The sequence below is a fragment of the Actinomadura parmotrematis genome, assembly GCF_019458805.1.
In the GTDB taxonomy this organism is placed as follows: Bacteria; Actinomycetota; Actinomycetes; order Streptosporangiales; family Streptosporangiaceae; genus Spirillospora; species Spirillospora parmotrematis.
The window spans coordinates 63,807-90,436 of the sequence record NZ_JAIBOA010000030.1; the positions used below are offsets into that span (position 1 = coordinate 63,807).

General features: G+C 74.5%; 23 protein-coding genes. 9 read left to right on the forward strand and 14 right to left on the reverse strand.

Going from position 1 to position 26,630, the window contains the following annotated elements:
• Window positions 1-117: 117 nt before the first annotated feature.
• From K1Y72_RS32550 to K1Y72_RS32560, 3 genes are all read left to right on the forward strand, one after another.
• Window positions 118-1,554, forward strand: coding sequence for an XRE family transcriptional regulator (locus tag K1Y72_RS32550; RefSeq protein WP_220170371.1), 1,437 nt, complete (start codon window positions 118-120; stop codon window positions 1,552-1,554).
• A 160-nt stretch (window positions 1,555-1,714) separates the two neighbouring features.
• On the forward strand, window positions 1,715-2,692 hold the full coding sequence (locus tag K1Y72_RS32555; protein WP_220170372.1) for a glucosyl-3-phosphoglycerate synthase: 978 nt from the start codon (window positions 1,715-1,717) through the stop codon (window positions 2,690-2,692).
• 100 nt (window positions 2,693-2,792) lie between these two features.
• A complete protein-coding gene (locus K1Y72_RS32560) occupies window positions 2,793-4,022 on the forward strand; it encodes an acyl-CoA dehydrogenase family protein (RefSeq protein ID WP_220170373.1) in 1,230 nt (409 codons plus the stop codon).
• Between the two features lie 95 nt (window positions 4,023-4,117).
• Here the strand turns inward: K1Y72_RS32560 and K1Y72_RS32570 are convergent, their stop codons facing one another.
• From K1Y72_RS32570 to metH, 4 genes are all read right to left on the reverse strand, one after another.
• Window positions 4,118-5,431 carry a phosphotransferase family protein gene (locus K1Y72_RS32570; protein WP_258574331.1) on the reverse strand — a complete coding sequence of 438 codons (1,314 nt, stop codon included), beginning with the start codon at window positions 5,429-5,431 and terminating at the stop codon, window positions 4,118-4,120.
• Window positions 5,428-5,841: a nuclear transport factor 2 family protein gene (locus K1Y72_RS32575; protein WP_220170374.1), complete on the reverse strand. Its 414-nt coding sequence runs from the start codon at window positions 5,839-5,841 to the stop codon at window positions 5,428-5,430. The genes K1Y72_RS32570 and K1Y72_RS32575 overlap by 4 nt, the downstream gene beginning before the upstream one ends.
• 61 nt (window positions 5,842-5,902) lie before the next feature.
• Complete coding sequence (locus K1Y72_RS32580; protein WP_220170375.1) at window positions 5,903-6,484, reverse strand: TMEM165/GDT1 family protein; 582 nt, start codon at window positions 6,482-6,484, stop codon at window positions 5,903-5,905.
• A gap of 270 nt (window positions 6,485-6,754) precedes the next feature.
• On the reverse strand, window positions 6,755-10,318 hold the full coding sequence (gene metH / locus K1Y72_RS32585; protein WP_220170376.1) for a methionine synthase: 3,564 nt from the start codon (window positions 10,316-10,318) through the stop codon (window positions 6,755-6,757).
• 219 nt (window positions 10,319-10,537) lie between these two features.
• Between metH and K1Y72_RS32590 the strand changes: the two genes are divergently transcribed.
• On the forward strand, window positions 10,538-11,512 hold the full coding sequence (locus K1Y72_RS32590) for an endonuclease/exonuclease/phosphatase family protein (protein ID WP_220170377.1): 975 nt from the start codon (window positions 10,538-10,540) through the stop codon (window positions 11,510-11,512).
• A 28-nt stretch (window positions 11,513-11,540) separates the two neighbouring features.
• Here K1Y72_RS32590 and K1Y72_RS32595 read toward each other — a convergent pair whose 3' ends face one another.
• Window positions 11,541-12,053 (reverse strand): acyl-CoA thioesterase, encoded by a 513-nt coding sequence (locus K1Y72_RS32595; protein ID WP_220170378.1) that lies wholly within the window; start codon window positions 12,051-12,053, stop codon window positions 11,541-11,543.
• Between the two features lie 253 nt (window positions 12,054-12,306).
• On the opposite strand from K1Y72_RS32595, the gene K1Y72_RS32600 reads away from it, so the two are divergent.
• Entirely contained in the window at window positions 12,307-12,930 is a 624-nt protein-coding gene (locus tag K1Y72_RS32600) for a TetR family transcriptional regulator (protein WP_220170379.1), read from the forward strand.
• Window positions 12,931-12,973: 43 nt separating this feature from the next.
• Entirely contained in the window at window positions 12,974-13,339 is a 366-nt protein-coding gene (locus K1Y72_RS32605; protein WP_220170380.1) for a phosphomannose isomerase type II C-terminal cupin domain, read from the forward strand.
• A 35-nt stretch (window positions 13,340-13,374) separates the two neighbouring features.
• On the opposite strand, the gene K1Y72_RS32610 is transcribed toward K1Y72_RS32605, so the two are convergent.
• The 8 genes from K1Y72_RS32610 to K1Y72_RS32645 form a co-directional block, all read right to left on the reverse strand.
• Window positions 13,375-13,992 (reverse strand): class F sortase, encoded by a 618-nt coding sequence (locus K1Y72_RS32610; RefSeq protein ID WP_308287335.1) that lies wholly within the window; start codon window positions 13,990-13,992, stop codon window positions 13,375-13,377.
• Window positions 13,979-14,482 (reverse strand): hypothetical protein, encoded by a 504-nt coding sequence (locus K1Y72_RS32615; RefSeq protein WP_220170381.1) that lies wholly within the window; start codon window positions 14,480-14,482, stop codon window positions 13,979-13,981. The genes K1Y72_RS32610 and K1Y72_RS32615 overlap by 14 nt, the downstream gene beginning before the upstream one ends.
• A 138-nt stretch (window positions 14,483-14,620) precedes the next feature.
• Window positions 14,621-15,814 carry an acyl-CoA dehydrogenase family protein gene (locus tag K1Y72_RS32620; RefSeq protein ID WP_220170382.1) on the reverse strand — a complete coding sequence of 398 codons (1,194 nt, stop codon included), beginning with the start codon at window positions 15,812-15,814 and terminating at the stop codon, window positions 14,621-14,623.
• 119 nt (window positions 15,815-15,933) lie between these two features.
• A complete protein-coding gene (mctP, locus tag K1Y72_RS32625; RefSeq protein ID WP_308287336.1) occupies window positions 15,934-17,544 on the reverse strand; it encodes a monocarboxylate uptake permease MctP in 1,611 nt (536 codons plus the stop codon).
• The gene (locus tag K1Y72_RS32630; protein WP_220170383.1) at window positions 17,541-17,768 is read right to left on the reverse strand and encodes a DUF3311 domain-containing protein; all 228 of its coding nucleotides are present in this window, start codon (window positions 17,766-17,768) and stop codon (window positions 17,541-17,543) included. The genes mctP and K1Y72_RS32630 overlap by 4 nt, the downstream gene beginning before the upstream one ends.
• Before the next feature lie 223 nt (window positions 17,769-17,991).
• Window positions 17,992-18,633 (reverse strand): carboxymuconolactone decarboxylase family protein, encoded by a 642-nt coding sequence (locus K1Y72_RS32635; protein WP_308287337.1) that lies wholly within the window; start codon window positions 18,631-18,633, stop codon window positions 17,992-17,994.
• 76 nt (window positions 18,634-18,709) lie between these two features.
• Window positions 18,710-19,267, reverse strand: coding sequence for a VOC family protein (locus K1Y72_RS32640; RefSeq protein ID WP_220170385.1), 558 nt, complete (start codon window positions 19,265-19,267; stop codon window positions 18,710-18,712).
• 91 nt (window positions 19,268-19,358) lie between these two features.
• Window positions 19,359-21,842 (reverse strand): SpoIIE family protein phosphatase, encoded by a 2,484-nt coding sequence (locus tag K1Y72_RS32645; RefSeq protein ID WP_220170386.1) that lies wholly within the window; start codon window positions 21,840-21,842, stop codon window positions 19,359-19,361.
• 237 nt (window positions 21,843-22,079) lie between these two features.
• On the opposite strand from K1Y72_RS32645, the gene K1Y72_RS32650 reads away from it, so the two are divergent.
• From K1Y72_RS32650 to K1Y72_RS32660, 3 genes are all read left to right on the forward strand, one after another.
• Complete coding sequence (locus K1Y72_RS32650) at window positions 22,080-22,451, forward strand: STAS domain-containing protein (RefSeq protein WP_220170387.1); 372 nt, start codon at window positions 22,080-22,082, stop codon at window positions 22,449-22,451.
• A 185-nt stretch (window positions 22,452-22,636) separates the two neighbouring features.
• Entirely contained in the window at window positions 22,637-24,799 is a 2,163-nt protein-coding gene (locus K1Y72_RS32655) for an anthranilate synthase component I (RefSeq protein ID WP_220170388.1), read from the forward strand.
• Between the two features lie 69 nt (window positions 24,800-24,868).
• On the forward strand, window positions 24,869-25,786 hold the full coding sequence (locus K1Y72_RS32660; protein ID WP_220170389.1) for an SDR family oxidoreductase: 918 nt from the start codon (window positions 24,869-24,871) through the stop codon (window positions 25,784-25,786).
• Here the strand turns inward: K1Y72_RS32660 and K1Y72_RS32665 are convergent.
• The coding region (locus K1Y72_RS32665) for a helix-turn-helix transcriptional regulator (RefSeq protein WP_220170390.1) at window positions 25,777-26,630 on the reverse strand (854 nt) is incomplete at its 5' end. The two genes, K1Y72_RS32660 and K1Y72_RS32665, sit on opposite strands and share 10 nt — an antisense overlap.

A 26,630-nucleotide genomic window follows, 5' to 3' on the forward strand; every position in this document is an offset into this window, starting at 1 on the left:
TGACCACGACTATGCCCCGATCGGGAAGCCGAAATGAACCGGCGAGTAACAGAAGAAGTGCGAAATTTCCGCTACGATGAAGCGGTGACGACCTTGCGGCCAGAAGAACCCCTCAACTTGACGAGTGACGTGGATCTCGTCACCTTCGGGCAGCGCCTGCGGCACCTGCGCCGGAGCCGCGGCATGACCCTCGCCGACCTCGGCGACCGCGTCGGCCGGGCGCCGAGCCAGCTCTCGCTGCTGGAGAACGGCCGCCGCGAGCCGAAGCTGTCGCTGCTGCAGGCGCTCGCCGGGGCGCTGGAGGTCCCGGTCGAGGAGCTGCTGCGCAAGCAGCCGCCGAGCCGCCGCGCCCAGCTGGAGATCGCCCTGGAGGAGGCCCAGCGCGACCCCCTCTACCGCACCCTCGGTCTGTCCCATCTGAAGGTCGGCAAACGGCTGCCGAACGAGGTCCTGGAGCACATCCTCGCCCTCTACGGCGAACTGCGGCGCAGCCGCACCAAGCCGACCGCGAGCCCGGAGGAGGCGCGCAAGGCCAACGCCGAGCTGCGCCGCCAGATGCACGAGCGCGGCAACTACTTCGGCGAGATCGAGAAGGTCGCCGCCCAGACCCTGGACGCCATCGGGTACCGCGGCAACGCCGTCTCCCAGGGCATGCTGATGACCCTCGTCGGGCACTTCGGGTTCAGCCTGCAGTACGTCCAGGACCTGCCGCGCTCGGTCCGCTCGGTCACCGACCTGCGCAACCGCCGCATCTACCTGGAGCGCGAGCAGCTCGGCATGCACACCCCGCGCACCATCCTGCTCCAGACCCTCGGGCACATCGCGCTGGACCACGACCAGCCCCGCGACTTCGCCGACTTCCTGCGCCAGCGGGTGGAGGCCAACTACTTCGGCGCCGCCATCCTCATGCCCGAGCGGGCCGTCGTCCCCTTCCTCCAGGAGGCCAAGAACGCCCGCGAGCTGTCGGTGGAGGACCTCGCCGACGTCTTCTCGGTGTCCTACGAGATGGCCGCGCACCGCTTCACCAACGTGGCGACCCACCACCTCGGCCTGAACCTGCACTTCACCAAGAACGACGAGAACGGCACCATCTACAAGGCCTACGCCAACGACGGCCTGGTCTTCCCCCAGGACGAGGACGGCGCGATCGAGGGCCAGCGGATGTGCCGCGAATGGGCGGGGCGGCACGTGTTCGGCGCCGAGGACCGCTTCTCGGTCTACTACCAGTACACCGACACCCCGACCGGCACCTACTGGTGCCTGTCCCACATCGACCCGAGCCACGAGCGCGACTTCGCCATCACCCTCGGCGTCCGGTTCGAGGACTCGCGCTGGTTCCGCGGCCGCGAGACCACCAACCGCGTCCGGTCGGCGTGCCCGGACGGCGACTGCTGCCAGCGGCCGCCGAAGGAGCTCGCCGAGCGCTGGGAGGGCATGGTCTGGCCGTCCGCGCGCGCCCACTCGCACGTCCTGTCGGTGCTGCCGCCCGGCGCGTTCCCCGGCGTGGACGACGCCGACGTCTACGCGTTCCTGGACCGGCACGCCGCGGGGTGATCCGGAGGGCGGCGTGACGGCCGTGTTGTCGGGTTGTTAACTCTTCGGGTCGCGCGGTTCGGTTCGGCCCGGACGGTGAATGATCTGCGCTGACACGGCGTTCCCAGTAGACAGGGGGGCGCCCGGATCGGGGACGTCGCCCGAACGGGAGGGAGAACGCGTGCTGCCTGAGGTCGCCTCGTGGATGCGCCGCCGGACCAGTGCCGTCGCGGACTGGCCGCTGCGGAGCCTGCTCGAGAACAAGGGGTCGACGCGGATCAGCGTGGTGCTGCCCGCCCGGGACGAACAGGAGACCGTCGGCGCGATCGTGGGCGCGATCCGCCGCGACCTGGTGGACCGGGCGCCGCTGGTCGACGAGATCGTCGTGGTCGACTCGCGCTCCACCGACCGCACCGCCGAGGTGGCCGCCGCGGCGGGCGCCGACGTCGTCGTCCAGGACGAGGTGCTGCCCGAAGCCGGGCGGATGTCGGGCAAGGGCGAGGCGCTCTGGAAGGCGCTCTACGCCACCAGCGGGGACCTCGTGGTGTTCGTGGACGCCGACCTGCGCGACTTCTCCTCCGCCTACGTGACCGGGCTGCTCGGCCCGCTGCTCGCCGACCCCGCCGTCGCCTACGTCAAGGGCTGCTACGACCGGCCGCTGCTCACCGGCGACCGCCCCGCCGAGGGCGCGGGCGGCCGCGTCACCGAGCTGGTCGCCCGGCCGCTGATCAACCTGCACTGGCCGCAGCTGGCCGGGGTCATGCAGCCGCTCGGCGGCGAGTACGCCGGCCGCCGGTCGCTGCTGGAGCGGCTGCCGTTCGTCACCGGCTACGGCGTCGAGCTCGGCCTGCTGCTCGACGTCCACCGGGAGGCCGGCCTCGACGCGATCGCCCAGGTCGACCTCGGCCGCCGGGTGCACTCGCACCAGTCCACCGAGGCGCTCGGGCGGATGTCCGGCCAGATCATGCTGACCGCCTGGTCGCGGCTCCAGCGGCACGGCCGGATGCTGCCGCTGGAGGAGCCCTCGACCGGGCTCGTGCAGTTCCGCCGCACCGCCGCCGGGCACGAGGTCCGCACCGGCGACGTCGCCGTGGGCGAGCGGCCCCCCATGGTCGAGGTCGCGGGGTACGCCACCGCGCGGCGGCCGCTGCTGTCCTGAGGCTTGCCCCTCTCCGGTGACACCTGTCACGGTGTTACCAACGGTAGCACCCCGAGGTGCTACCGTTGGTAACACGACATATTGGAGAGAGGGTCAATAAATGACGAGCACCGAGGCGACGCCCTTCTCGCTGGAGCTCAGCGAGGACGTGCGCGAGGTCCAGTCCTGGGTCCACGAGTTCGCCAAGGACGTGATCCGCCCCGCCGCCGAGGAGTGGGACGAGCGCGAGGAGACCCCCTGGCCGCTCATCCAGGAGGCGTCCAAGGTCGGGATCTACTCCCTGGACTTCTTCGCGACCCAGTGGATGGAGCCGACCGGCCTCGGCATCCCCGTCGCCTTCGAGGAGCTGTTCTGGGGCGACGCCGGCATCGGCCTGTCCATCGTCGGCACCGGCCTCGCGGCCGCCTCGGTCGCCGCCGTCGGCACCCCCGAGCAGATCGCCGAGTGGGTCCCGCAGATGTTCGGCACCGCCGACGACGTCAAGCTCGGCGCGTTCTGCGCCTCCGAGCCCGACGCCGGCAGCGACGTCGGCTCCATCCGGGCCCGCGCCTCCTACGACGAGGCCGCCGGCGAGTGGGTGCTGAACGGCACCAAGACCTGGGCGACCAACGGCGGCATCGCCGACGTCCACGTGATCGTCGCCTCGGTGCACCCAGAGCTCGGCTCGCGCGGCCAGGCGTCCTTCATCGTGCCGCCGAACACCCCGGGCCTCCGGCAGGGGCAGAAGTTCAAGAAGCACGGCATCCGCGCCTCGCACACCGCCGAGGTCATCCTCGACGACGTGCGCGTGCCCGCCGCCCTCATCATCGGCGGCAAGGACAAGTTCGACGAGCGCATCGCCCGCGTCCGCGAGGGGCAGCGCGCCAAGGGCCAGGCCGCGATGAAGACCTTCGAGACGACCCGCCCGACGGTCGGCGCGATGGCCCTCGGCGTCGCCCGCGCGGCCTACGACTACGCCCTGCAGTACGCGCGCGAGCGCGAGCAGTTCGGCCGCAAGATCGGCGACTTCCAGGCCGTGGCGTTCAAGCTGGCCGACATGAAGTGCCAGTACGACGCGGCCCGCCTCATGGTGCACCGCGCCGCCTGGATGGCCCGCAACGGCAAGGAGTTCACCGCCGCCGAGGGCTCGATGGCCAAGCTCATGGCCTCCGAGGCCGCCGTCCGCATCACCGAGGAGGCCATCCAGATCCTCGGCGGCAACGGCTACACCCGCGAGTACCCCGTGGAGCGCATGCACCGCGACTCCAAGATCTTCACGATCTTCGAGGGCACCTCGGAGATCCAGCGCCTGGTCATCGGCCGCACCATCACCGGCCTCCCCGTCCGCTAGCCCTCTCACCAGCGGGAACGCCCCTCCCGAACCCGGCCCCGGCCGCGCCGTCCTCAGTGCCCCGAGCGACGCCGCGACCGGGGCCGAACCCTTCCCTAGGCGGGGAGGGAGAGGTGGCGGGGGTTGGCGACGGTGAGCTTGTCGATGACCGCGTCGCGGATGGCGGCGACGACGGCGTCGTCGCGGTGGTCCAGGGCGCCGGTGCGGACGGCGCGGGCGAGGTCGGCGTCGGTGGCGCAGCCGAGGGGGGCCAGGCGGGCCTGGTGGGCGGCCCGGTGGGCGTCGCCGAGGAGGAGTTCGCGGCGGGCGATGCGGAGGGTGGAGGCGGCGACGCGGGACAGGAAGCGCAGCCGCTCGTCCTGCTGGTCGGCCTCCAGCAGGAACCGGCCGACGGCGTCGATGAGCTCGGCGGCGGCGGGGCGGTCGTGCGGGGGAGCGGGCGGGGACGGGGCGCCGTCGAGGGGGTCGGGGACGGTGACCGGGGACGTCAGACCGAGGGCGAGGAGCAGGTCGTGCTCCTGCTCGCAGACGCGCCGGCCGAGGGCGGCGTACTCGATGGAGGTGTCGGCGCCGCTCAGGTAGCGCTCGGCCTGGTGGCGGCAGAGGACCGCCCAGCGCAGGGTGCCGTAGACCTCCCACCAGTGCAGTTCCTCGGGTGTGGGCGGGGTGCCGCCCGCGTCGGCGTAGCCCTTCAGGAGGTCCTCGCGGGAGCCGAAACCGCCCGCCGGGTGCGGGGAGCCGAACCGCCAGGCCTTGACGCAGAGCCAGCCGAGGTCCTCGGCCGGGTCGCCGAGGTGGGTGAGCTCCCAGTCGAGCACGCCGGCGACGCCGCCGGGGCCGATCATCAGGTTGCCGTTGCGGAAGTCGCCGTGCACGACGGTGCGGCGCCCCGACGGCGCCGGGCGGTGCTCGGCGAGGTGGCGGAGGGCGAGCTCGACGGCCGGGCGGGGCTCGTCGAACGCCTCGTAGTAGGCGGTGAGGGCGGTGAGCGGGTCGTCGTCCGGCAGGTCCGGGACGGGGGCCATGGTGTGCAGGCGGGCGAGGACGCCGCCGAGCTCGCGGGCGAGGCGCGGGCGGACGCCGGCGAACCGCTCGTCGCGCAGCAGCCGGCGCGGGATCGTCTCCCCGGCCAGCCGCTCCATGATCATGTAGGGGGCGCCGTCCAGCGCGTCGCCGTGGTCGACGAGGGCGGGGACGGGGACGCCCGCGGCGGCGGCCGAGGCGAGCAGCGCCGCCTCGCGGCCGAGCGCGGTGGGGTCGGGGGAGCCGGGCGGCTCGCGCCGCAGGACCAGCGGCCGGCCGTCCGCCTCGAACGCCCAGGTCTCCCGGCTCGCCCCGCCCGACAGGCGGTGCAGGTCCGTCACGGCCGCGGACAGCCGGGCGGCGAGCGCGGTGGCCAGGGAGCTCATGAGCGCGCGGCGAGCTGGGCGGCGACGAGGTCGCGCAGCGGGTCGGCGCCGCGGGTGTCGGCGTACTCCTCGATGCGCGCGATGCGGCCGGCGCCGTCCACGGTGACGAACAGGCAGGCGGCCATCTCGATCCGGGTGCGCGCCTCGTCGCGCAGCGTGCCGCGCAGGACGTGCCGCTGCACGAAGCCGTCCGGCAGCGCGTCGCGGCGGACGTCCTCGTAGCGGAAGTCGTCCAGGTGCCGCGACAGCCAGCGCAGCGTCCGCAGGTTGTCCTCCACGCTCTGCTCGGCGCCGCCCGCCTCCGGACCGTTGTGCCAGATGAGCGCGTCCGGCGCGTAGAGAGAGCGCAGCGTCTCCACGTCGCCACCGGTGATGGCGGCCAGGAAGCGGTCGGCCAGTTCGTCGTGCACGGGCGTCTCCTTCGGCAGGGGGCCGAGCCGATCGTCCCACGGCCGCCCGCCGCGTTCGCGGTCAGCCCAGGGCGATTTCGGCGAGGGTCCAGACGGCGAGGGCGGCCATGCAGAGGCCGCCGATGCGCTGGACGGTCTTCAGGGGCACCTTGCGGGCGATGAAGCGGCCCGCCAGCAGGGCGAGGGCCGAGACCGACATGAGGGCGAGCGCGGAGCCGATCGCGGTGGGCAGCCAGCCGTTGGTGGCGGCCAGGTTCGCGGTGGTGATCTGGGTGAGGTCGCCCCACTCGCTGATGAAGACGGCGGTGAAGGCGGTGCCGTAGACGGGCCAGAACCCCGTCACGGTACGGTCCGGCGCGTCATCGTCGTCGCCGCCCGAGCCGCGCAGCAGGACGACCGCGCCGAAGGCGAACAGCGCCGCCGAGACGAGCTTGACGAGCGTGCCCGGCAGCAGGCCGAGCAGGCTGCCGGCGCCGACGGCGAGCGCGACGTGCACGAGGAACGCGGTGGAGGTGCCGAACCACACGTAGAGCGGCCGCATCCGGGTGCCCATGGCGAGGGAGGCGAACATCGTCTTGTCGGGGAGCTCGGCGAGGAAGATCAGCCCGAAGGCGGTGAGGATCGCCAGGGGGTCGAGGGACATGCGCGGTGCCTTCTGCCGGGGCCGGGCCGCGCGTTCCGGGCGTTCGCCGCGGGAGGGGCGGCGGGGACGGACCACTCGGCCCGGCACGACGGTGCGGCCCGCGCGGGCGCGCGGGCCGTGGTCATGCCGGTGCCGAAGGTCTCGTCCGCCCGGCCGCCTCGCGGCGGCGCGGGCCCGGTGGCCGGGTCGCCCGAGGGCTCCCAGTGTGTCGACCAGCGGTGTCGCAGGACTACTCCCCTTCGCTCCGGGAAGTGTAGCCGAGCCCGGGGACTACCCGAGGTTCGGGCGGAGCCAGGGCTCCACCTCGGCGTAGGGGAGCCCGCGGCGGCGCGCGTAGTCCTCGGCCTGGTCGGCGCCGACGCGGCCGACGGTGAAGTAGCGCGCGTCGGGGTGGGCGAGGACGAGGGCGCTGACGCTGGCCGCCGGGGTCATGGCGCAGCTCTCGGTGAGCCCGATGCCGGCCCGGCCGGCGTCCAGCAGGCCGAACAGCTCCCGCTTCAGGCTGTGGTCGGGGCTCGCCGGGTAGCCGAGGGCCGGCCGGATGCCGCGGAAGCGCTCGGCGTGCAGGTCGGCGAGGTCGGGGTCGGCGCCCGGCTCGAACCACTCGCGGCGCATCCGCAGGTGCGTCCATTCGGCGAACGCCTCGGCGAGGCGGTCGGCGAGCGCCTTCACCATGATCGACCGGTAGTCGTCGTGGTCGGCCTGGTAGGCGGCGGCGAGGGCGTCCGCGCCGTGCACGGTCACCGCGAACCCGCCGAGGTGGTCGCCCTCGGGCGCGACGTAGTCGGCGAGGCTGCGGTTGGGGCGGCCGTCGGGCTTGGCGGTCTGCTGGCGCAGCATCGGCATCCGGACGCCGTCCACCACCAGGTCCTCGCCGTCGGAGCGGGCGGGCCAGAACCCGTAGACGCCGCGCGTCTCCAGCGAGCCCGCGGCGACGATCTCGTCGAGCAGGGCGGTGCCGTCGTCGAACAGCTCGCGCGCGGCGGGCCGCTCCAGGATCGCCGGGTAGCGGCCCTTCAGCTCCCAGGCGAGGAAGAAGAACGTCCAGTCGATCATCTCGCGGAGCTCGGCCAGCGAGGGCGCGACCTCGCGGACGCCGGTGAACCCGGGCACCGGCAGGTCGCCGAACGCGACCGTTTCGCGGTTGGCGCGGGCCTCCTCGAACGCCAGCATCGGGGTGTGGCGCCGCGCGGCGTGCTGGTCGCGCAGCCGCGCCTGCTCGGCGCGGTTGCGCTCGCCGAACGCGGCGGCGCGGCCGTCGTCCAGCAGGTCGGCGACCACGCCGACGACGCGCGAGGCGTCCAGCACGTGAACGGTGTCGCCGCCGTAGGCGGGCGCGATCTTGACGGCGGTGTGCTGGCGCGAGGTGGTCGCGCCGCCGATCAGCAGCGGGATCGCCAGGCCGCGCCGGTCCATCTCGGCGGCGACCGCCGCCATCTCGTCCAGTGACGGGGTGATCAGCCCGGACAGGCCGATCGCGTCGGCGCCCTCGGCGACGGCGGTGTCCAGGATCGTGGCGGCCGGGACCATGACGCCGAGGTCCACGACCTCGTAGCCGTTGCAGCCGAGGACGACGCCGACGATGTTCTTGCCGATGTCGTGCACGTCGCCCTTGACGGTGGCGAGCACGACCTTGCCGGCGCCGCGGCCGGCGCCCGCGGCGCGCTCGGCCTCCATGAACGGCTCGAGGTAGGCGACGGCCCGCTTCATCACCCGGGCGCTCTTCACCACCTGCGGCAGGAACATCTGGCCGGCCCCGAACAGGTCGCCGACGATCTTCATGCCGTCCATGAGCGGGCCCTCGATGACCTCCAGCGGCCGGCCCGCCAGCAGGCGGGCCTCCTCGGTGTCTTCCTCGACGAAGTCGACGACGCCGTGCACGAGGGCGTGCGACAGGCGCTCGCCGACGGGCGCGTCCCGCCACGACAGGTCCACCTCGCGGCGGGTGCCGCCGCCGCTCACCGTAGCGGCGAAGGCGACCAGGCGGTCGGTCGCGTCGGGGCGCCGGGCGAACAGCACGTCCTCGACGAGCTCCAGCAGGTCGGCCGGGACGTCCTGGTAGACGGCGAGCTGGCCGGCGTTGACGATGCCCATGTCCAGGCCGGCGCGCACCGCGTGGAACAGGAACGCCGCGTGCATGGCCTCGCGCACCGCGTCGTTGCCGCGGAAGGAGAACGACAGGTTGGACACGCCGCCGCTGGTGCGGGCCCCGGGGCAGCGCTCCTTGATGCGCGGCAGCGCGTCCAGGAACGCCTTGGCGTACCCGTCGTGCTCGGCGATGCCGGTCGCGACGGCGAGCACGTTGGGGTCGAAGACGATGTCCTCGGGCGGGAACCCGATGCCGGTCAGCAGGTCGTAGGCGCGGCCGCAGATCTCCACCTTGCGGTCGGCGGTGTCGGCCTGGCCGCGCTCGTCGAAGGCCATAACGACGACGCCGGCGCCGTAGGAGCGGGCCAGCCGGGCCTGCTCCAGGAACGGGCCCTCGCCCTCCTTCAGGCTGATGGAGTTGACGACGCCCTTGCCCTGCACGCACTTCAGCCCGGCCTCCAGCACGCTCCAGCGCGAGCTGTCGATCATGATGGGGAGCCGGGCCGCCTCGGGCTCGGTGGCGAGCAGGTTGAGGAAGGCGGTCATCGCCTCCGCGCCGTCCAGCAGGTCGGCGTCCATGTTGACGTCGATGAGGTTGGCGCCGCCGCGGACCTGCTCCAGCGCCACGTCCACGGCCGCCTGGTGGTCGCCGGCCTCCACCAGCCGCCGGAACCGGGCCGAGCCGGTGACGTTGGTGCGCTCGCCGATCATGACGAAGCCGGTGTCGGGGCCGATCTCGAACGGCTCCAGGCCGCTGAACCGGGTCGCCGCCGAGCGGCGCGGCACGCGGCGCGGCGGGACGCCCTTGACGGCCGCGGCGATCCGCTCGATGTGGGCGGGGGTGGTGCCGCAGCAGCCGCCGACGATGTTGGCGAGGCCGTCCTCGGCGAACCCGCCGAGCAGCGCGGCGGTCTCGTCCGGCGCCTCGTCGTAGCCGCCGAAGGCGTTCGGCAGGCCGGCGTTCGGGTGGCAGGCGGTGTAGGTGCCGGCGAGCCGCGACAGCTCGGCGACGTGCGGCCGGGCCTCGGCGGCGCCGAGCGCGCAGTTCACCCCGACGACGAGCGGCTCGGCGTGCGCGACCGAGGTCCAGAACGCCTCGACGGTCTGCCCCGACAGGGTGCGGCCGGACCGGTCGACGATCGTCACCGAGATCCACAGCGGCAGGTCCGGCGCGACCTCGCGGGCGGCGGCGACCGCGGCCTTGGCGTTCAGCGTGTCGAAGATCGTCTCGATGAGCAGCAGGTCGACGCCGCCCTCGGCGAGCGCCGCCATCTGCTCGGCGTAGGCGGCCTTGACGTCGTCGAAGGTCACCGCCCGGTAGGAGGGGTCCTCGACCTTGGGCGACAGCGACAGGGTGACGTTGAGCGGGCCGACCGACCCGGCGACGAACCGGCCGCCCGCCTCGTCGGCGGCCTGCCGGGCGAGCCGCGCGCCGCGCAGGTTCATCTCCGCGACGCGGCCCTGGAGGCCGTAGTCGGCCTGCCCGATGCTCGTGGCGGTGAAGGTGTTGGTGGTGGTGATGTCGGCGCCGGCCGCGAGGTAGCGGCGGTGCACGTCGAGGACCAGGTCGGGCCGGGTGATGTTCAGCAGGTCCGGGTCGCCGACGACGTCGTGGGTGTGCGCGGCGAACTCGGCGCCGTGGTAGTCGGCCGGGGTCAGCCCGGCGCCCTGGAGCATCGTGCCCCAGGCGCCGTCGAGGACGGCGACCCGCTCGTCCAGCAGGTCGCGCAGTGCAGAGGTCCGCATCCCGTCGCCTCCCTGTACGGGAGGCGCCCTTGCAGTACGTGGGTGGAGTACGCGGGCCGGACCGAGCGTGGCGGGCGGGGCCCGTTGCAGCGCCTCTCGGCCGGACCTCGATCCTAGCGGACGCTGCGCCGACCTGACCCGGCCAGGACATGTGGCTTACGGGGGTATTTGTGCCAGCCTGGCCGCAGGACGGGTGGAGCCGAGCAGCCGGGAGCGGCCATGACGACGGTCGGCACGTGGAACCTGGAGAACCTCTTCCGGCCGGGGGGCCCGTTCGGCCCGCGCGACCAGGGCGCCTACGACGCCAAGCTGGCCGGCCTCGCCGCCGCGGTCGCCGCGTCCGGCGCCGACGTGCTCGCGGTCCAGGAGGTCGGCGAGACGGCGGCGCTCGCCGAGCTCGCCGGCCGGCTCGGCGGCGACTGGCAGCAGGTCACCTCGGCGCACTACGAGTCCGGGCATCCGATCCGGGTCGGGTTCCTGTCCCGGCTGCCCTTCGAGGTCGTCGCCGACACCGCGGCCTTCCCCGACGGGCTCGGCCCGGTGCAGAGCGGCGACGGCGGCGAGGCGATCCGGCGGGCGGGGCGCGGCCTGCTCGCCGTCCGGGTCGCCGAGGCGGGCGGCGGCGCGCTGGTGCTCGTCGCCGCGCACCTGAAGAGCAAGCTGCTGTCGTTCCCGCCGGGCCCCTCGGGGCGGCCGCGGTTCCAGCCGGCCGACGAGGGGGAGCGGGCGCGGGTCGCGGCCTACGCCCTGTACCGGCGGACGGCCGAGGCGGTCACCGCGCGGGCCCTCGCCGACCGGCTGCTGGAGGGCCGGGGCGAGGAGCGGCAGGTGGTCGTCATGGGGGACCTGAACGACGGCCCGGAGGCCGCGACCACGCAGATCCTGCTCGGCCCGCCCGGCTCCGAGCTCGGCACGCCGGGCGCGGACCGGCCCGACGGGGGCGACGGGGCGCGCCTGTGGAACCTGGCGCCCCGCATCCCCGAGGACGAGCGCTACTCGCGCGTCTACCGGGGCCGCCGCGAGCTGATCGACCACCTGCTCGTCTCGCGCGCGCTGCTCGGCCGGGCCGCCGAGGTGCGCACGCTGCGCGCGGGCGGGGGCGGGCTGCCGTCGGTCGGCGACGACCCGGCGGCCCGCCGCGACGCGCCCGCCTCCGACCACGCGCTGCTGTTCACCCGGCTCGGCCCGGCCTGACGGGCGGGCCGGGCGGGCGGGGCGCCGGTCAGCCGAAGCCGATGCCCCACCGGTCGCCCGCCGGGCGCGGCATCGGCACGGTGCTCGGGTCGCGCCGCACCGGCAGGGCGGGGAAGCGCGCGAGGAAGTCGCCCTCCTGCTCGCCCGACTCCAGCAGCAGCTTGCGCTCGATGTCGCTCCACGAGCGGGTCGCGCCGGTCTCGGGATCCACCTTCACCACGGTCAGGACTCCTTCCACCGACGGCGCGCCGCCGGTCGTCACATCGAACTGGTAGCGCAGGGACGTGCGGCCGACCGCGCTCACCCGCAGCCGGGTCTGGACCACCTCGTGCCGCCAGAGCCGCGCCTTGTAGGCGGCGGAGTAGTTCACCCGGGGCATGACCGGCAGGTAGTCCAGGCAGAGCCGGTGCAGCAGGGTCTGCTCGGCCGACTCCACCCACCGGATCACGGTGGAGTGGTGGTAGTGGCCGGTCACGTCGGTGTCGCACAGCTCCACGCGCTGCAGGACGCGGACGCTGGCGGGCTCGGCGGGAGCGTGCACGGGACTCACCTCGGAGTGGTGGCGGGGACGGGTGATCACGTTGAAGTATGGACGGAGAGTGACGGAGAGGCGAGCAATTGATCACTCAGGGTGAGGTGTGTCGTGCCGGGGAAGGGGGTAGCGGTGCGTGTCCGGACGCGCGGCTGTTGTCACCGGGTAACACCCGCGGATAGCGTGCGGGTATGGCCGCACCCCGCATTCCGCACCCCGCGTCCCCGCCGCGCCGGCCGCGGCGCGGCGCGGCGGCCGGGTCATGACCTCCCCGGTCGGCGCCCGGCGCGACCCGGGCCGCCGCCGCGCCCTGCTGGAGGCCGCCGACCGGGTCATCCAGCGGGAGGGGCCGGGCGCGTCGATGGCCTCCATCGCGGCCGAGGCCGGCATCAGCAAGCCCATCCTGTACCGCCATTTCGGCGACAAGAGCGGCCTCTACCAGGCGCTCGCCGAGCGCCACACGCGCAAGCTGCTGGAGGGCATCCGGGCCGAGTTCTCGCGCCCCGGCCCGATCCGCGACCGGACCCGCTCGACGATCGACACCTACCTCGCCACGATCTCGGCCAACCTGAACCTGTACCGTTTCCTCATGCACCGGGCGAGCGCCGAGGACGCGGCCACGCACAGCGCGATGAGCACGATGATCCGCGAGGTCGGCCGCGCCCTGGCCGAGGTCATGGCCGCCGAGGGCGGGGCGGCCGGCCCCGCGGACCGGGTGCGCGCGCAGGTGTGGGGCCACGCCGTCGTCGGCATGGTGCAGACCGCCGGCGACTGGTGGCTCGACCACAGCGGCGAGGTGGCCCGCGCCGCCGTGGTGGACGGCCTGGCCGACCTGATCCTCGACGGCCTCCCCGCCGCGGCCGCCGTGCACGACCGCGTGCCCTGACCGTTCCCCGACCGTTCCCCGACCGACGATCCCGAGGTAGACCGTGCCGACCGACCTGCGCCCCGAGCCCGAGGTGGAGACCGAGCGCCGCCCCTGGGGCGCCTTCGAGCGCTTCACGCTGAACGAGCCGACCACCGTGAAGATCATTCACGTGGACGCCGGGCAGCGCCTCAGCCTCCAGCGGCACCGCCACCGCGACGAGCTGTGGGTCGCGCTCGACGCCGGCGCGGTGTTCGAGGTGGGCGGCGAGCGGATCGAGCCCGCCCCCGGCGACCGGGTGCTCGTCCGGGCCGGGCAGACGCACCGGATCGGCTCCGCCGGCCCGGCCGTGCGCGTCCTGGAGATCGCCTTCGGCGACTTCGACGAGGACGACATCGAGCGGCTGGAGGACGCCTACGGGCGCGCCTGACGCGCCCCCGCGCCCGTCCCGCCCGGGGCGGGCGCTCAGCGCTCGCCGCTGAGGTGCGCGTACACGATCACGTTGTCGCGGTAGGAGTGCTCGGCGCCGTTGTAGGAGCCGCCGCAGGTGACGAGCCGGAGCCCGGCGTAGCGGACCTCGCCGTACACGCGGCTGCGCGGGAACTCGAACTTGCGCACCTGCTCGACGGCGTCGACGCTGAACAGCGCGACCGACCTGTCCTTGCGGACGACCTTCACGACCGCGCCCGGCTTCAGCCTCTTCAGCTTGTAGAAGACGGCGGGCCCGGCGGTGTCGTCGTAGTGGCCGAGGACGACGGCCGGGCCCCTGCTGCCGGGCGCGGGGCCGTGCTCGTACCAGCCGGCCTTGGCGGCCGCCGAGAACGGCGGCACCTGCACCGAGCCGTCGCCGTTCCGCCCGACCCGCATCGTCGCCGCGTCCACCCCGATGTCGGGGATCTGCAGGCGGGCGGGCGGCGAGAACGCCAGCGCCGGGCCGTCCGGGATGCGCCAGAGCGCCTTCGGGCCGCCGAGGTCGCGGTACTCGTGCGCCTCGCCGGTGGCGTCCATCCCCTGGCCGAGCGCGATCACGCCGAGCAGCGCGATCGCGCCCGCGACCAGGTAGCCCCGCTCAGCCGCGGCCACGGGCGCGCTGCCGCACCAGCACGACCGCGCCGATGCCGACGCCGCCCGCGAGCAGCGCCCCGCCGACGGGCGCCCACGGAGCCTCGGGGCCGCCGATATCGGCCGCGCCGCCACCTCCGGTCGCCGCGCCGCCCGAGGGGTCGTCGTCGTCGGACGAGGACTTCTTCGTCGTCACCTTGACGGTGCCGTCCTGGCTGTAGCCGGAGGTGATGCACTTGGCGGTGATGGTGTAGGTGCCGGCCTTGCTCCGGTTCACCCTCGCCTGGATGCTGAACCACCCGTCGTTGACGTTCCCCTGCCCGCTCGCCGCGCCGGAGACGCTGACGTAGCGGTCGCCGGCCTGGCAGCCGCCCGACACCGTCACGTTCTGGTCCGGCCGGACGGTGTAGGGATCGATGTCCAGGTCGTCGGCGTGCGCGGCCGGGACGGCCAGCAGCAGTCCCGGCAGTGCGGCGCCCGTCATCAGGCCCGCGCGAGCGGCGGCTCTCATAGCGACTCTTCCCCCCGAATGATGCCACTTGCGATCATCGTCTCGTTCTCGACGTGATTCCCAAGTCGGGCGCCGGGCAGGCGGGGCCGGGACTTTCTTTGCCGTCTCTTGCGGAACTTGATCAGCGGCGCGGGCCGGTCAGCGCAGCCCGAACTCCCAGGTGCGCCCCTCGCCGTACTCCTTGAGGATGCGCCGCGCGGTGCTCGTCACGTGCACCTCGTCCGGGCCGTCGAAGATGCGGCCCGCGCGGGCGTGCCGGTACATGCGGTCCAGCGGGGTGTCGGGGGTGAGGCCCTCGGCGCCGTGCACCTGGATCGCCCGGTCGATCACGTGGTTGAGCATCCGCGCCGCCGCGACCTTGATGACGCCGATCTCCACCCGCGCCTGGTCGCCGGCGTCGATGCGGTGGGCGGCGTGCAGGGTGAGCAGCCGGGACGACTGGATCTCGGCGTAGGAGTCGAACACGTGCTGCTGCATGAGCTGCTTGCGGTGCAGCGGCTCGCCGAACGCGGTGCGGTCGTGCAGCCGCGCGCACATGAGGTCGAAGGCGCGCTGCGCCTGGCCGAGGAAGCGCATGCAGTGGAAGATCCGGCCGGGCCCGAGCCGCTCCTGCGCGATGACGAAGCCGTGCCCGCGCGGTCCGAGCAGGTGGTCCTCGGGCACCCGCACGTCGTCGTAGACGACCTCGCAGTGCCCGCCCTCCAGGCCGAGCACGGGGGTGTCGCGGACGTGGGTGTAGCCGGGCGTGTCGGTCGGCACCAGGATCATGCTGAACGCCAGGTGCGGCGGCGTGCCCTCGGGTTCGGTCCGGCACATGACGGTGGTGTAGGCGGCGCGGTCGGCCAGGGTGGTGAACCACTTGCGGCCGCGGATCGTCCAGTGCCCGCCGGCCAGCGTCGCGGTGGTGGCGAGCTGGGTGGGGTCGGAGCTGGAGATGCCGGGCTCGGTCATCGCGAAGCTCGGGTAGATCTCGGCCTGCACGAGCGGCTTGAGGAACCGGTCGCGCTGGGCGCCCGAGGAGTGCCGGTGCAGCATCAGCGAGTCCTGCAGCGTGAAGGTGCCGAGGGCGATCTGCCCGTACTCGCTGCGGCCCTGCACCTCGTTGACGTAGACGTAGTCCAGGAACGGCAGGCCGCCGCCGCCGATCTCGCGCGGGTGGCCGAGCGCCCAGAGGCCCTCGGCCTTGGCCTCGCGCTGCAGGTCGCGCAGCAGCGCGGCGGCCTCCTCGCCGCCGGCGTCGAGGACGGGCTCGGCGGGCTCCACCCGCTCGGTCATGAAGGCGTGCACGGCGTCGCGGACGGGGCGGACGGACGCGGGGACCTCGAAGCTCATGGGACCGGCTCTCCTCACTCGGCAACGACTAGAATCGCATTCTGTCCCAAAAGCGGCGGAGGCGTGACCCCCGCGGGGCCACGCCTCCGTGCGGCGTCCGGCCGGGCGCCCGTCGGACGTCAGGTACTGGCGGCGACGTCCAGGTCCTTGACGCGGGGGTCGCCCTCGTCGGCCAGGTAATCGTCGACGCCGGTCGCGTCCTCGCCGTCGGCCGCCTTGGCGGCCCGCAGGACGAGCGTGCCGGCGGCCGCGACGGCCAGGTTGACGGCGAGCGCCAGCATGCCGACGTAGACCGTCATCTTGGTGTCGAGCCCGAGCTTGCCGAGGTCGAACGCCGAGCCGCCGAAGTGCTCCTTGCCCTTGGCGACGTTCGGGATCGTGTAGAGCATCCACATGCCCGCGACGAGGCCCGCCGCCCAGCCGGCGAGCAGCGCCCACCGGTGGAACCAGCGGGTGAGCAGGCCGAGCCCGACCGCCGGCAGCGTCTGCAGGATGATGACGCCGCCGATGAGCTGCAGGTCGATGGAGAACTCGGGGTCCAGCAGCAGGATGCAGAGCACCGCGCCGACCTTGACCACCAGCGAGACGATCTTGGAGACGGTGGCCTCCTGCCGCTCGGTGGCGTCCCGCTTCAGGTACTCCTTGTAGATGTTGCGGGTGAACAGGTTGGCCGCGGCGATCGACATGATCGCGGCGGGGACCAGCGCGCCGATGCCGATGGCGGCGTAGGCGAGGCCGGCGAACCAGCTCGGGAACATGTGGTCGAACAGCACCGGCACGATGGTGTTGGTGTCGGGCTTGCCGTCGGTGGTGAGCGGCTTCACGCCCGCCGCGATCGCCATGAGGCCGAGCAGCGCGATGAGGCCGAGCACGAAGCTGTAGGCCGGCAGCGCCGCCATGTTCCGCTTGATGACGTTGCGGTTCCTGCTGGCCAGCACGCCCGTCACGCTGTGCGGGTAGAGGAACAGCGCGAGCGCCGAGCCGAGCGCCAGCATCGCGTAGTTGAGCTGGTTGGTGCCGTTCAGCAGGACGCCGTCGGCGGGCGCCGGCGTCTTGTCGAACTTGGCCTGGGCCGCGTCGAACACGTGCCCCCAGCCGCCGAGCTTGCCGGGGATGTAGAGCACCGCGACGATGATGACGACGTAGATGAGCACGTCCTTGACGAACGCGATCAGCGCGGGCGCGCGGAGGCCCGACTGGTAGGTGTAGGCCGCCAGGATCACGAACGCGATGACGATCGGCCAGTGCCCGCTCACGCCCATGGCCGTCAGCACCGCCTGGATGCCGACGAGCTGCAGCGCGATGTAGGGCATCGTCGCGACGATGCCGGTGACGGCCACCGCGAGCGCGAGGCCGGGCGACCCGAACCGCGCCCGCACGAAGTCGGCGGGCGTGACGAACCCGTGGACGTGCGAGACCGACCAGAGCCGGATCAGCACGAGGAAGACCAGCGGGTACACCACGATGGTGTAGGGCACCGCGTAGAAGCCCGCCGCGCCCGCGCCGAACACCAGGGCGGGGACGGCGACGAAGGTGTAGGCGGTGTACAGGTCGCCGCCGATGAGGAACCAGGTGATCCAGCTGCCGAAGCTGCGGCCGCCGAGGCCCCACTCGTCCAGGCTGTGCATGGTGTCGGGGCGGCGCCACCGCGCCGCGACGAAGCCCATGCCGCTGACCAGGGCGAACAGGGCGATGAAGACGACCAGCTCGGTGGTGTGCGAACCGCTCACTCCCGGTCCCCCTTCCGCGTGGCGAGGTACACCGCGACCGTGCAGGCGACGCCGAGCGGGATGAAGGCGAACTGGATCCAGTAGAAGGCGGGGAAGCCCGCGAGGCGGGGGGAGTCGCTGTTGAACAGGAAGGTCAGCAGGGGCAGGACCACGGGGACGACCAGCAGCCAGTTCCAGTGACTGCGGTCGGTGCGCCGTGGCCGTGCGGGCTCTGGCGAAGCCATGGGCCCTCCTCGTCGCGTCGTCGGAGCCGTCCGGATGGTGAGACGGCCCCTTCCAGGGGTTGGGTGGCGCGAGCCTATACATCCGGCGGTCACAGGCCGATATCGGACGCGGAACGACTTGCCTGGAGCGTTCCAGCATCTGAAACCGCAGGTGGGGAGGGGGAACGCGCGACGGGTGGGACCGGCCGGCCCCACCCGTCGTGATCTTGTCGTGCCGCGGCCGTCAGCCCGCCCGGCGCGGGCCGGCGAGGTCGTCGGCGATGTCGCGGGCGCCGTAGCCCTCGGGCGCGTCGACCTCGGTGACCGGGTCGTCGCGGTCGTCGAACTCCAGCCGCAGGGCGCGCGCCATCGTCGCGTGCATCTCGTACAGGCAGACGACGTAGGTGAGCTCCAGGATCTGCTCGTCGGGCAGGTGCTCTTTCAGCGCCGCGAACACCGCGTCGTGGACGCGGCCGCCGTTCAGCACGAGCGCGTCGGTGTAGGCGAGCACGGCCCGCTCCACGGGGGAGAACTCGCCGGAGACCTCCCAGCCGGCGATCGCGGCGACCTTGGCGTCGGGGACGCCGAGCGCCCGCATCTGCTTGCAGTGCTGGGAGTAGACGAACTGGCTGCCGCGCGTCCACCCGGCGCGGGTCTGGCCGAGCTCGCGCAGCACCGGGTCGAGCTTCACGCCGCGGTACACCCCGAAGCCCTCGACGGCGTGCTTGAACACCGCGTGGTCCAGCGCGAACACCGTCCACCAGTCGCCCGGCGAGCCGGTCGCGGTGCCCGGCTGCGCCACCGGGTCGCGGTCCTCGCCGAAGAGCCGGTCGTAGAAGAACAGGACGAGCTTGTCGTCGCGCTCGGTGGCCTCGGCACGGTCCACCTGGCGGAGTCTGGGCACGCTGGGCAGCCTTTCGATGAGGGGCGGGGGAAGGGGGCGGGCGCGTCGGGCGGGGGCGTCAGGCGGTGCGGTCGCCGGCGGTCTTCGGCTCGTGCCGCACGTCCTCGGGGCGGTCCAGCTCGCGCGTCCAGGCGGCGAACTCCACGAGGACGCCGTCGGGGTCCTTGAAGTAGATGGAGCGCACGAACACCCCGTCGTGCACCTTGGGCGCGACGCCGAACTCGCTGTCGTCGTGGTTCAGCAGCGTGCCGACGTCGATGCCCTTGGCGACGAGCCGGTCGCGGTACTCCTCGATCTTCTCGGGGGCCACGTCGAAGGCGATGTGGTTCATCGAGCCGCACGCCGACACGAGCTCGCCCCGGTCGGGCAGGTTCTTCGGCGCCGACACGCCCGGCACCGCCTCGGGGGCGTCGGGGAACCAGAAGAAGGCGAGCGCGTTGCCGCCCCCGCAGTCGAAGAAGAAGTGCTGCCCCCAGCCCATCGGCAGCTCGATGGTCTTGATCAGCGGCATGCCGAGGACGCCGGAGTAGAAGTCGACGGTGGCCTTCATGTCCCGGCACACCAGGGCGAGGTGGTTGACCCCGCGCAGCTCGAACTCGGTGTTGGTGCGCTCCACGCCGTCCTCCCGCGCATCGTGAGATAAGTGATCCCTTTTGTCTCATCCTGGCAGGGTCGGCGCGGGAACAGAACCCCGTTCGGGGGGTGGATCACGCGGGCGCGGAGAGTTCCCAGGTCAGGGTGACGGTGGTGCCCGCCGGCGTCGGCGCGACGTCGACGGCGTCCATCAGGGCGCGCATGACGGCGAGGCCGCGGCCGCCGTCCGGGGACCGCGGCACCTGCCAGCGGCCGTTGTCGGCGACCCGCAGCCGCAGCGTCCGGCCGTCCAGGCGGGCCTCGACCTCGACCGGGCCGGGCGCGAAGCCGTAGCCGTGCTCGGCGGCGTTGGCGACGGCCTCGCCGCACGCCAGCACGGCGGTGTGGACGTCGTCCGGGGCGGCGCCCGCCCCGGCGAGCCAGCGCGCGAGATCGCCGCGCAGCGCGCTCAGCGCCTCGGCCGTGCAGGTGAAGGAGGACGCGAACGCGGGCGGGCCGGCCGTCGCCCGGACCAGCAGGAGGGTGACGTCGTCGGCGCCGCCGGGCGCGGTGGCGGCGAGCAGCGCGTCGGCGAGCGGCTCCAGCGGGCGCGCGGCGGCGCCGAGCGCGGCCGACAGCCGGGCGAGGCCGGTGCCGAGGTGCTCGCCGCGCCGCTCGACGAGCCCGTCGGTGTAGAGCAGCAGCGTCGCGCCCGGCGGGAACGCGGCGCCGGCGGCCGCGCAGGGCGCGCCGGGGACGACGCCGAGCGGGGTGTCGAGGACGGCGTCGAGGGGGGTCACGGCGCCGTCGGCGGCGCGCAGCAGCGGCGGCGGGTGCCCGGCGTTGGCGTACTCCAGCGTCCCGGCGGCCGGATCGATCAGCGCGCAGCACACCGTGACGATGGTCTCGGGCGGCAGCGCCCGCGTCAGCGCGGACGTGAGGGCGAGCGCCCGGCCGGGGGAGTGGCCCTCGGCGAGGTAGGCCGACAGGGCGCCGCGGATCCGGCTCATGGTGGCGGTGGCGCCGATGCCGTGGCCGGACACGTCGCCGACCGCGACCGCGACGCGGTCGCCGTCGACGGGGACGAGGTCGTACCAGTCGCCGCCGAACCGGTCGCCGGCGGCGGGCCGGTAGCGGGCGCAGGCGGCCGTGCCCGGCACCTCGGGCAGTGCCTCGGGGAGCAGGTTCTGCTGGAGCGCGCCCGCCACGCGCTGCTCGGCGTCGAAGCGGCGGGCGCGGCCGAGGGCCTGCGCGCCGAGGTCGGCGACGGCGGTGAGGTCGGCGCGCTCGTCCGCCGACAGCGCCCGGCCGGGCGGCAGGCCGAGCGACAGCACCGCCATCGTCTCCCCGGCGAGGCCGAGCGTCAGCAGCGCGGCGACGCCCGGCCGCGGCAGCGGAGGGCAGGCGGGGCAGGCGTCGCTGCCGCCGGCCGGCGCGCCCGCCCAGAAGGGCCGGGGCCGGTCGAGCATGGCGGCGAGCGCGGCCGGATAGGGGCGGGCGACCGGCAGCACCGCGGCCGCGTCCGGGCCGGTGTGGCCGGGGCCGGTGCAGGCCATGACCCGCAGCTCGGCGCCCGCGACCTCCAGGACGGTGGCGCGGGCGTCGGAGGAGGCCGCGGCCCGCGCGTGCCGGGCGATGACGGCGGCGACCTGGTCGGCGGTGAGCGCGCTCGACAGGGCGGCGGCGAGGCGCTGCATGCGGGCGGTGCGGCCGGCGGCGACCTCGGCGCGGGCGCGCGCGGCCCGCTCGGCGTACAGCAGCCGCGCGTAGTCCAGGTGGGCGGCCATGCGCCGCGCCGCCTCCTCGGCGAAGGCGTGGTCGGCCGCGTCGTAGGGCGGTGCGTCCGCGGCGCGCTCCAGCCGCAGCGTGCCGAGCATCCGCCCGTCGGCCGACAGCGGCACCGCGATGCGGCCCGGCCCGCGCTCGGGCGGGGCCGGGACCCGCGTGTGCCGCCGCGTCCACGCCTCGCGCAGCCAGCGGCGGACGGCGGCGTCGGTGAGCGCGGCGTCGTCGGGGCCGGCGTCCCCGCCCGCGACCACCAGCGGCCGGGCGGGCGCGGGCGGCTCGATGACGCAGCGGGCGGCGAACTCGGGGACGAGGACGTGCCCGGCGAGCCGCAGCCGGGCGCCGAGCGACGGGCCGGTGTCGAGGGCGGTGAACACGTCCACCAGAAGCCGCCGCCGGTCCTGCTCGCGGCGCTCGCCGGTGACGTCGGCGCAGGTCCCGACGTACCCCGCGAACGTCCCGTCGGGGGCCAGGCAGGGCAGGGCGCTGTCGTGCACGCGGCCGTGCCCGCCCCCCGCGAGGCGCAGCCGGTACTCCAGCTCGAACGGCCGGCCCGCCGCGGCGGCCTCGCGGTGCGTGGCGCGGCAGCGCTCCAGGTCGCCGGGGTGGACGGCGGCCGCCCAGCCGGCCGACAGGTCCCAGCGCGCGGGCCCGCCCGGCGGCGCCGCCCGCCGCGCGAACGGATCGCCGGCCGCCCCGGCCGGGCAGGTCCAGAAGGCCAGCCGCCCGCCGGCGGCGGGCAGCAGGCGGCGCCCGCCCGCCGCCATCTCCAGGGCCGGGCCGCCGGGCGCGGGGGGCACCGGGCCGCCCCCCGCCGTGGTGGTCGTCGTCATCGCAGGCACCCGTCGCAGCTATGAGGACAAACGCGGGCCGAAGGAGCGCAGGCTAACACCGGCCCGGCGGGCCCGGCGGCCGTTGTCGGATATCGTTCCCGCAGCCTGGGACCGATGCGGCAAATAATAAGATGCCCTGACATAAACGCTTTCTCTTTATGGACCGCGCGGGTTTTCCGCGAATGCGGGGTGCGCTCCGCGCGGCGCTGGCATGCTGCGGGCGGGGAGGAGCGGCCGGTGGCGACCGAGTTCGACGACGGGCGGCTGCGCATCACGTCCGCGGGCGACCCGCCGGTCCTGCGGGTCGAGGGCGAGGTCGACGCGGGCGGCCGCGCCGCGCTCGCGCGGGCCCTGCGCGAGGCGCTGGACCGCGCACCCGGACGGGACCTGCGCGTCGACCTCGGCGGGCTGCAGGGCATCGACCTCGGCGGCCTGCGGGCGCTCGCGGACGCCGGGCGCGCGGCCGGCGAGGGCCGCGTCCTCGTGCTGGACCCGCTGCCCCACCGCGTCCGCGTCCTGCTGGAGCTCACCGGCTGGGCCGGCGGCGCGGGCCTGCGGCTCGGCGGTTCCGGGCCGCCGGAGGAGGACGGGGAGCGCCCTTCGGGGTGAAACGGTCGCCGCCGTCCCGGCGAACCGGTAGGCTCGCCCCATGCGAACCGGATCCCGCCAGTGGTGGTGGCGCCGCTGAGGCGGTGCCGGTTCTCGCACGTTCGACATCCAGGCGACCGCCCCCCACCCGGGCGGTCGTTCTGCTTTCCCGCCGGTGGGGGGCCCGGAATCGAGGGGCCACCGCGATGGAGTCCGTCTCACAGCGGCCACTGACCACCCACTTCGTCACCGCGGGCGGTGTGCGGGTGACCCGTACCGCCACCCCCGTCGACCCCGAGCGCAAGTCCGCCGTGCTGAACGCCCTGGTCGACGCCGTCGGGCGGCGCCGCGGCGGGGTGCTGAGCTCGGGCATGGAGTATCCGGGCCGCTACAGCCGCTGGCACATGGCCTACGCCGACCCCTGCCTGGAGATCGTCGCGCGCGGCCGCACGCTCACCGTCCGGGCCCTGAACGGCCGCGGCCGGGTCCTGCTGCCCGCCGTCGCGGACGCGGTGGCCCCCGCCGGCGAGGTCGTCGCCCGCGACGCCGGGACCGTCGCGGTGCACGTCGCGGCGACCGGGGAGTTCTTCGCCGAGGAGGACCGCAGCCGCCAGCCGACGGTGTTCACCGCGGTCCGCGCCGTCGTCGCCCTGTTCGCCTGCGACGACCCCCACCTCGGCCTGTACGGGGCGTTCGGGTACGACCTGTCGCTGCAGTTCGAGCCGCTGCGCACCCGCCTGGAGCGCCCGGCCGACCAGCGCGACCTCGTCCTGCACCTCGCCGACGAGCTCACCGTCGTCGACCGCAAGCGCGAGACCTCCCACCGCATGTCCTACGAGTTCGAGGTCGGCGGCGCCTCCACCGCCGGCCTGCCGCGCGACACCGAGCCGACGCCCGTCCGCGCGGTGGCGGACCTGCCGCCGCAGCCGGTGCCCGGCGTGTACGCGCAGATGGTCCGTGACGCCAAGGACAAGTTCGTGCGCGGCGACCTGTTCGAGGTCACCCCCGGCCACGCCATGTACGGGCGCTGCGCCGACCCGGCGGCGTTCTTCGAGCGGCTCCGCGAGACCAACCCCGCGCCCTACGAGTTCATGTTCAACCTCGGCGACGGCGAGTACCTGGTCGGCGCCTCGCCGGAGATGTTCGTCCGCGTCACCGGCGACCGGGTCGAGACCTGCCCGATCGCCGGCACGATCCGGCGCGGCGGCGACCCGCTGGAGGACGCCGAGCAGATCCGCACCATCCTGTCCTCGGCCAAGGACGAGTCCGAGCTCACCATGTGCACCGACGTGGACCGCAACGACAAGTCCCGGGTGTGCGTGCCCGGCAGCGTCCGCGTCCTCGGCCGCCGCCAGATCGAGCTGTACTCGCGGCTCATCCACACCGTCGACCACATCGAGGGCCGGCTGCGGCCCGGGTTCGACGCCCTGGACGCCTTCCTCACCCACATGTGGGCCGTCACCGTCACCGGCGCCCCGAAGACCTGGGCGATGCAGTTCATCGAGGACCACGAGGACGAGCCGCGCCGCTGGTACGGCGGCGCCGTCGGCTGCGTCGGGTTCGACGGCTCGATGAACACCGGCCTCACCCTCCGCACCGCGCAGATCCGCGACGGCGTCGCGACCGTCCGCGCGGGCGCGACGCTGCTCTACGACTCCGACCCCGAGGAGGAGGAGCGCGAGACGCACCTGAAGGCGAGCGCGCTGCTCGGCGCCCTCGCCGCCGTCGAGGACGGGGCGGCGGGAGCCGCCGACGCGGCGGACGAGCCGGCGCCCGCCCGCGACGGGGAGGGCATGAAGGTGCTGCTCGTCGACCACGAGGACTCCTTCGTCAACACCCTCGCCGACTACTTCCGCCAGCACGGCGCCGACGTGGTGACGCTGCGGCACGGCTTCCCGTCCCGGCTGCTGGACGAGCACGCCCCCGACCTCGTGGTGCTGTCGCCCGGCCCCGGCCGCCCGGCGGACTTCGCGACCTCCGCGCTGCTCGACGCCCTCGACGAGCGCGGCCTGCCCGCGTTCGGCGTCTGCCTCGGCCTGCAGGCGATGGTCGAGCACGCCGGCGGGTCGCTCGCGCTGCTGCCCGAGCCCTCCCACGGCAAGCCGGGCCGGGTGAAGGTCGCGGGCGGCGCCCTGTTCGACGGCCTGCCGGACGAGTTCACCGCCGCCCGCTACCACTCCCTGCACGCCACGCCCGACCGGGTGCGGGGCTTCGAGGTGACGGCGCTCACCGGCGACGTCGTCATGGCCGTCGAGGACCCCGCCCGCCGCCGCTGGGCGGTGCAGTTCCACCCCGAGTCGATCCTCACCGCCGCCGGCCGCTCCGGCCACGCCATCGTCGGGAACGTGCTGCGCCTCGCGCGCGGCTGACCGCACGCCTGGAGGACACGCCCGGATACCTGACGGCGGATGTCAGGTATCCGGGCCAGCATCGGGGACATGGACCGAACACTCACAGGAAAGACCGCCGTCGTCGCGGGCGGGACCCGCGGCGCCGGGCGCGGCATCGCGGTGGCGCTCGGCGCCGCCGGCGCCACCGTCTACGTCACCGGCCGCACGACCCGCGCCCGCCGCTCGGAGGTGGGGCGCCCCGAGACCATCGAGGAGACCGCCGAGCTCGTCACCGCCGCCGGCGGCCGCGGCATCGCCGTCGCCGCCGACCACCTGGACCCCGCCCAGGTCGCCGCGCTCGCCCGCCGCGTCGAGGACGAGCGGGGGCGCCTCGACGTGCTCGTCAACGACATCTGGGGCGCCGAGCACCTGTTCAAGTTCGGCGTGCCGTTCTGGGACCTGTCCCTGGAGGACGGGCTGCGGCTGCTCCGGCTCGGCGTGGAGACCCACCTGGTCACCAGCCACGCGCTGCTGCCGCTGCTGATCCGCGAGCCCGGCGGCCTCGTCGTCGAGGTCACCGACGGCACCGCCGAGAGCAACGCCGCCTACCGCTCCGAGACCGGCCTGTTCTACGACCTCGCCAAGTGGTCGGTGATCCGTCTCGGCCTCGCGCAGGCCGCCGAGATCGGCCCGCACGGCGGCACGGCGGTGTCGCTGACTCCCGGCTGGCTGCGTTCGGAGGCGATGCTGGAGCACTTCGGCGTCACCGAGGAGAACTGGCTGGAGGGCACCGCCGTGGACCCGCACTTCGCCATCTCCGAAACGCCTGCCTTCGTCGGCCGCGCGGTCGCCGCGCTCGCCGCCGACCCGGACCGGCACCGCTGGAACGGCGCGTCGCTGTCGAGCGCGGGCCTCGCCGCCGAATACGGGTTCACCGACGTGGACGGCAGCCGCCCCGACGCGTTGCGCTACATCGCCGAGGTCGTGTACGGCGGCAAGCCCGCCGACACGACCGGCTACCGGTAGAGGGCGGCGGTCCGCTCGGCGGCGCCCGCGAGCAGCGCCCTCAGCTCGGGCGGCTCCAGCACCTCGACCTCGGGGCCGAGCCGCAGCAGCTCGTCCGCGGCGACCTCGGCGGACTCGACGGGGAGCACGGTGGTCACCCACCCGTCCCCGTCGGGTCCGCCGGCCGCCTCGGCGGCGCGGCGGGCCGCGTACGGCACGACCGCGTGGCGGAGCGCCCGCAGGCCGCGGGGGCTCAGCCGGACCCGCGCCTCGCCGGGCAGCATCGCGGTGATGAACTCCTCGGCCCGCCCCGCCCAGTGCTCCGGCAGGTCGAAGCCGGGGTCGCGGGTGAAGCCGTCCCCGGTGGGGCGCACCGCGGCGATCCGGTCCACCCGGTAGGTGCGGTGGCCGCCGTCCACCCCCGCGACCAGGTACCAGATGCCGCCCTTCAGGACGAGGCCGAGGGGCTCGGCGACCCGCCGCACCTCCGTCCCGCCCTTGCGGTAGCCGAGCTCGACGACCTCGTCCCGCCAGACGGCGGCGGCCAGGCCGCGCAGCAGCGGCGGCGGGTCGCCGCCGCCGAACCAGCCGGGGACGTCCAGGTGGAAGCGCTGGCCCGCGCGCCCGGCCGCGTCGCCGAGCGCGGCGGGCAGCGCGGCGAGGACCTTCAGCCCGGCGGTCGCGACCGCGTCGGCGAGGCCCATGTCGCGGACCGGGCCGGGCAGCCCGGACAGGAACAGCGCCTCGGCCTCGTCGCGGCTGAGCCCGGTGAGGCGGGTGCGGGACCCCCCGACGAGGCCGTACCCGCCGTGGGGGGCCTGCTCGGCGTAGACCGGGGCGCCCGCCGCCGGCAGCGCCCCGGCGG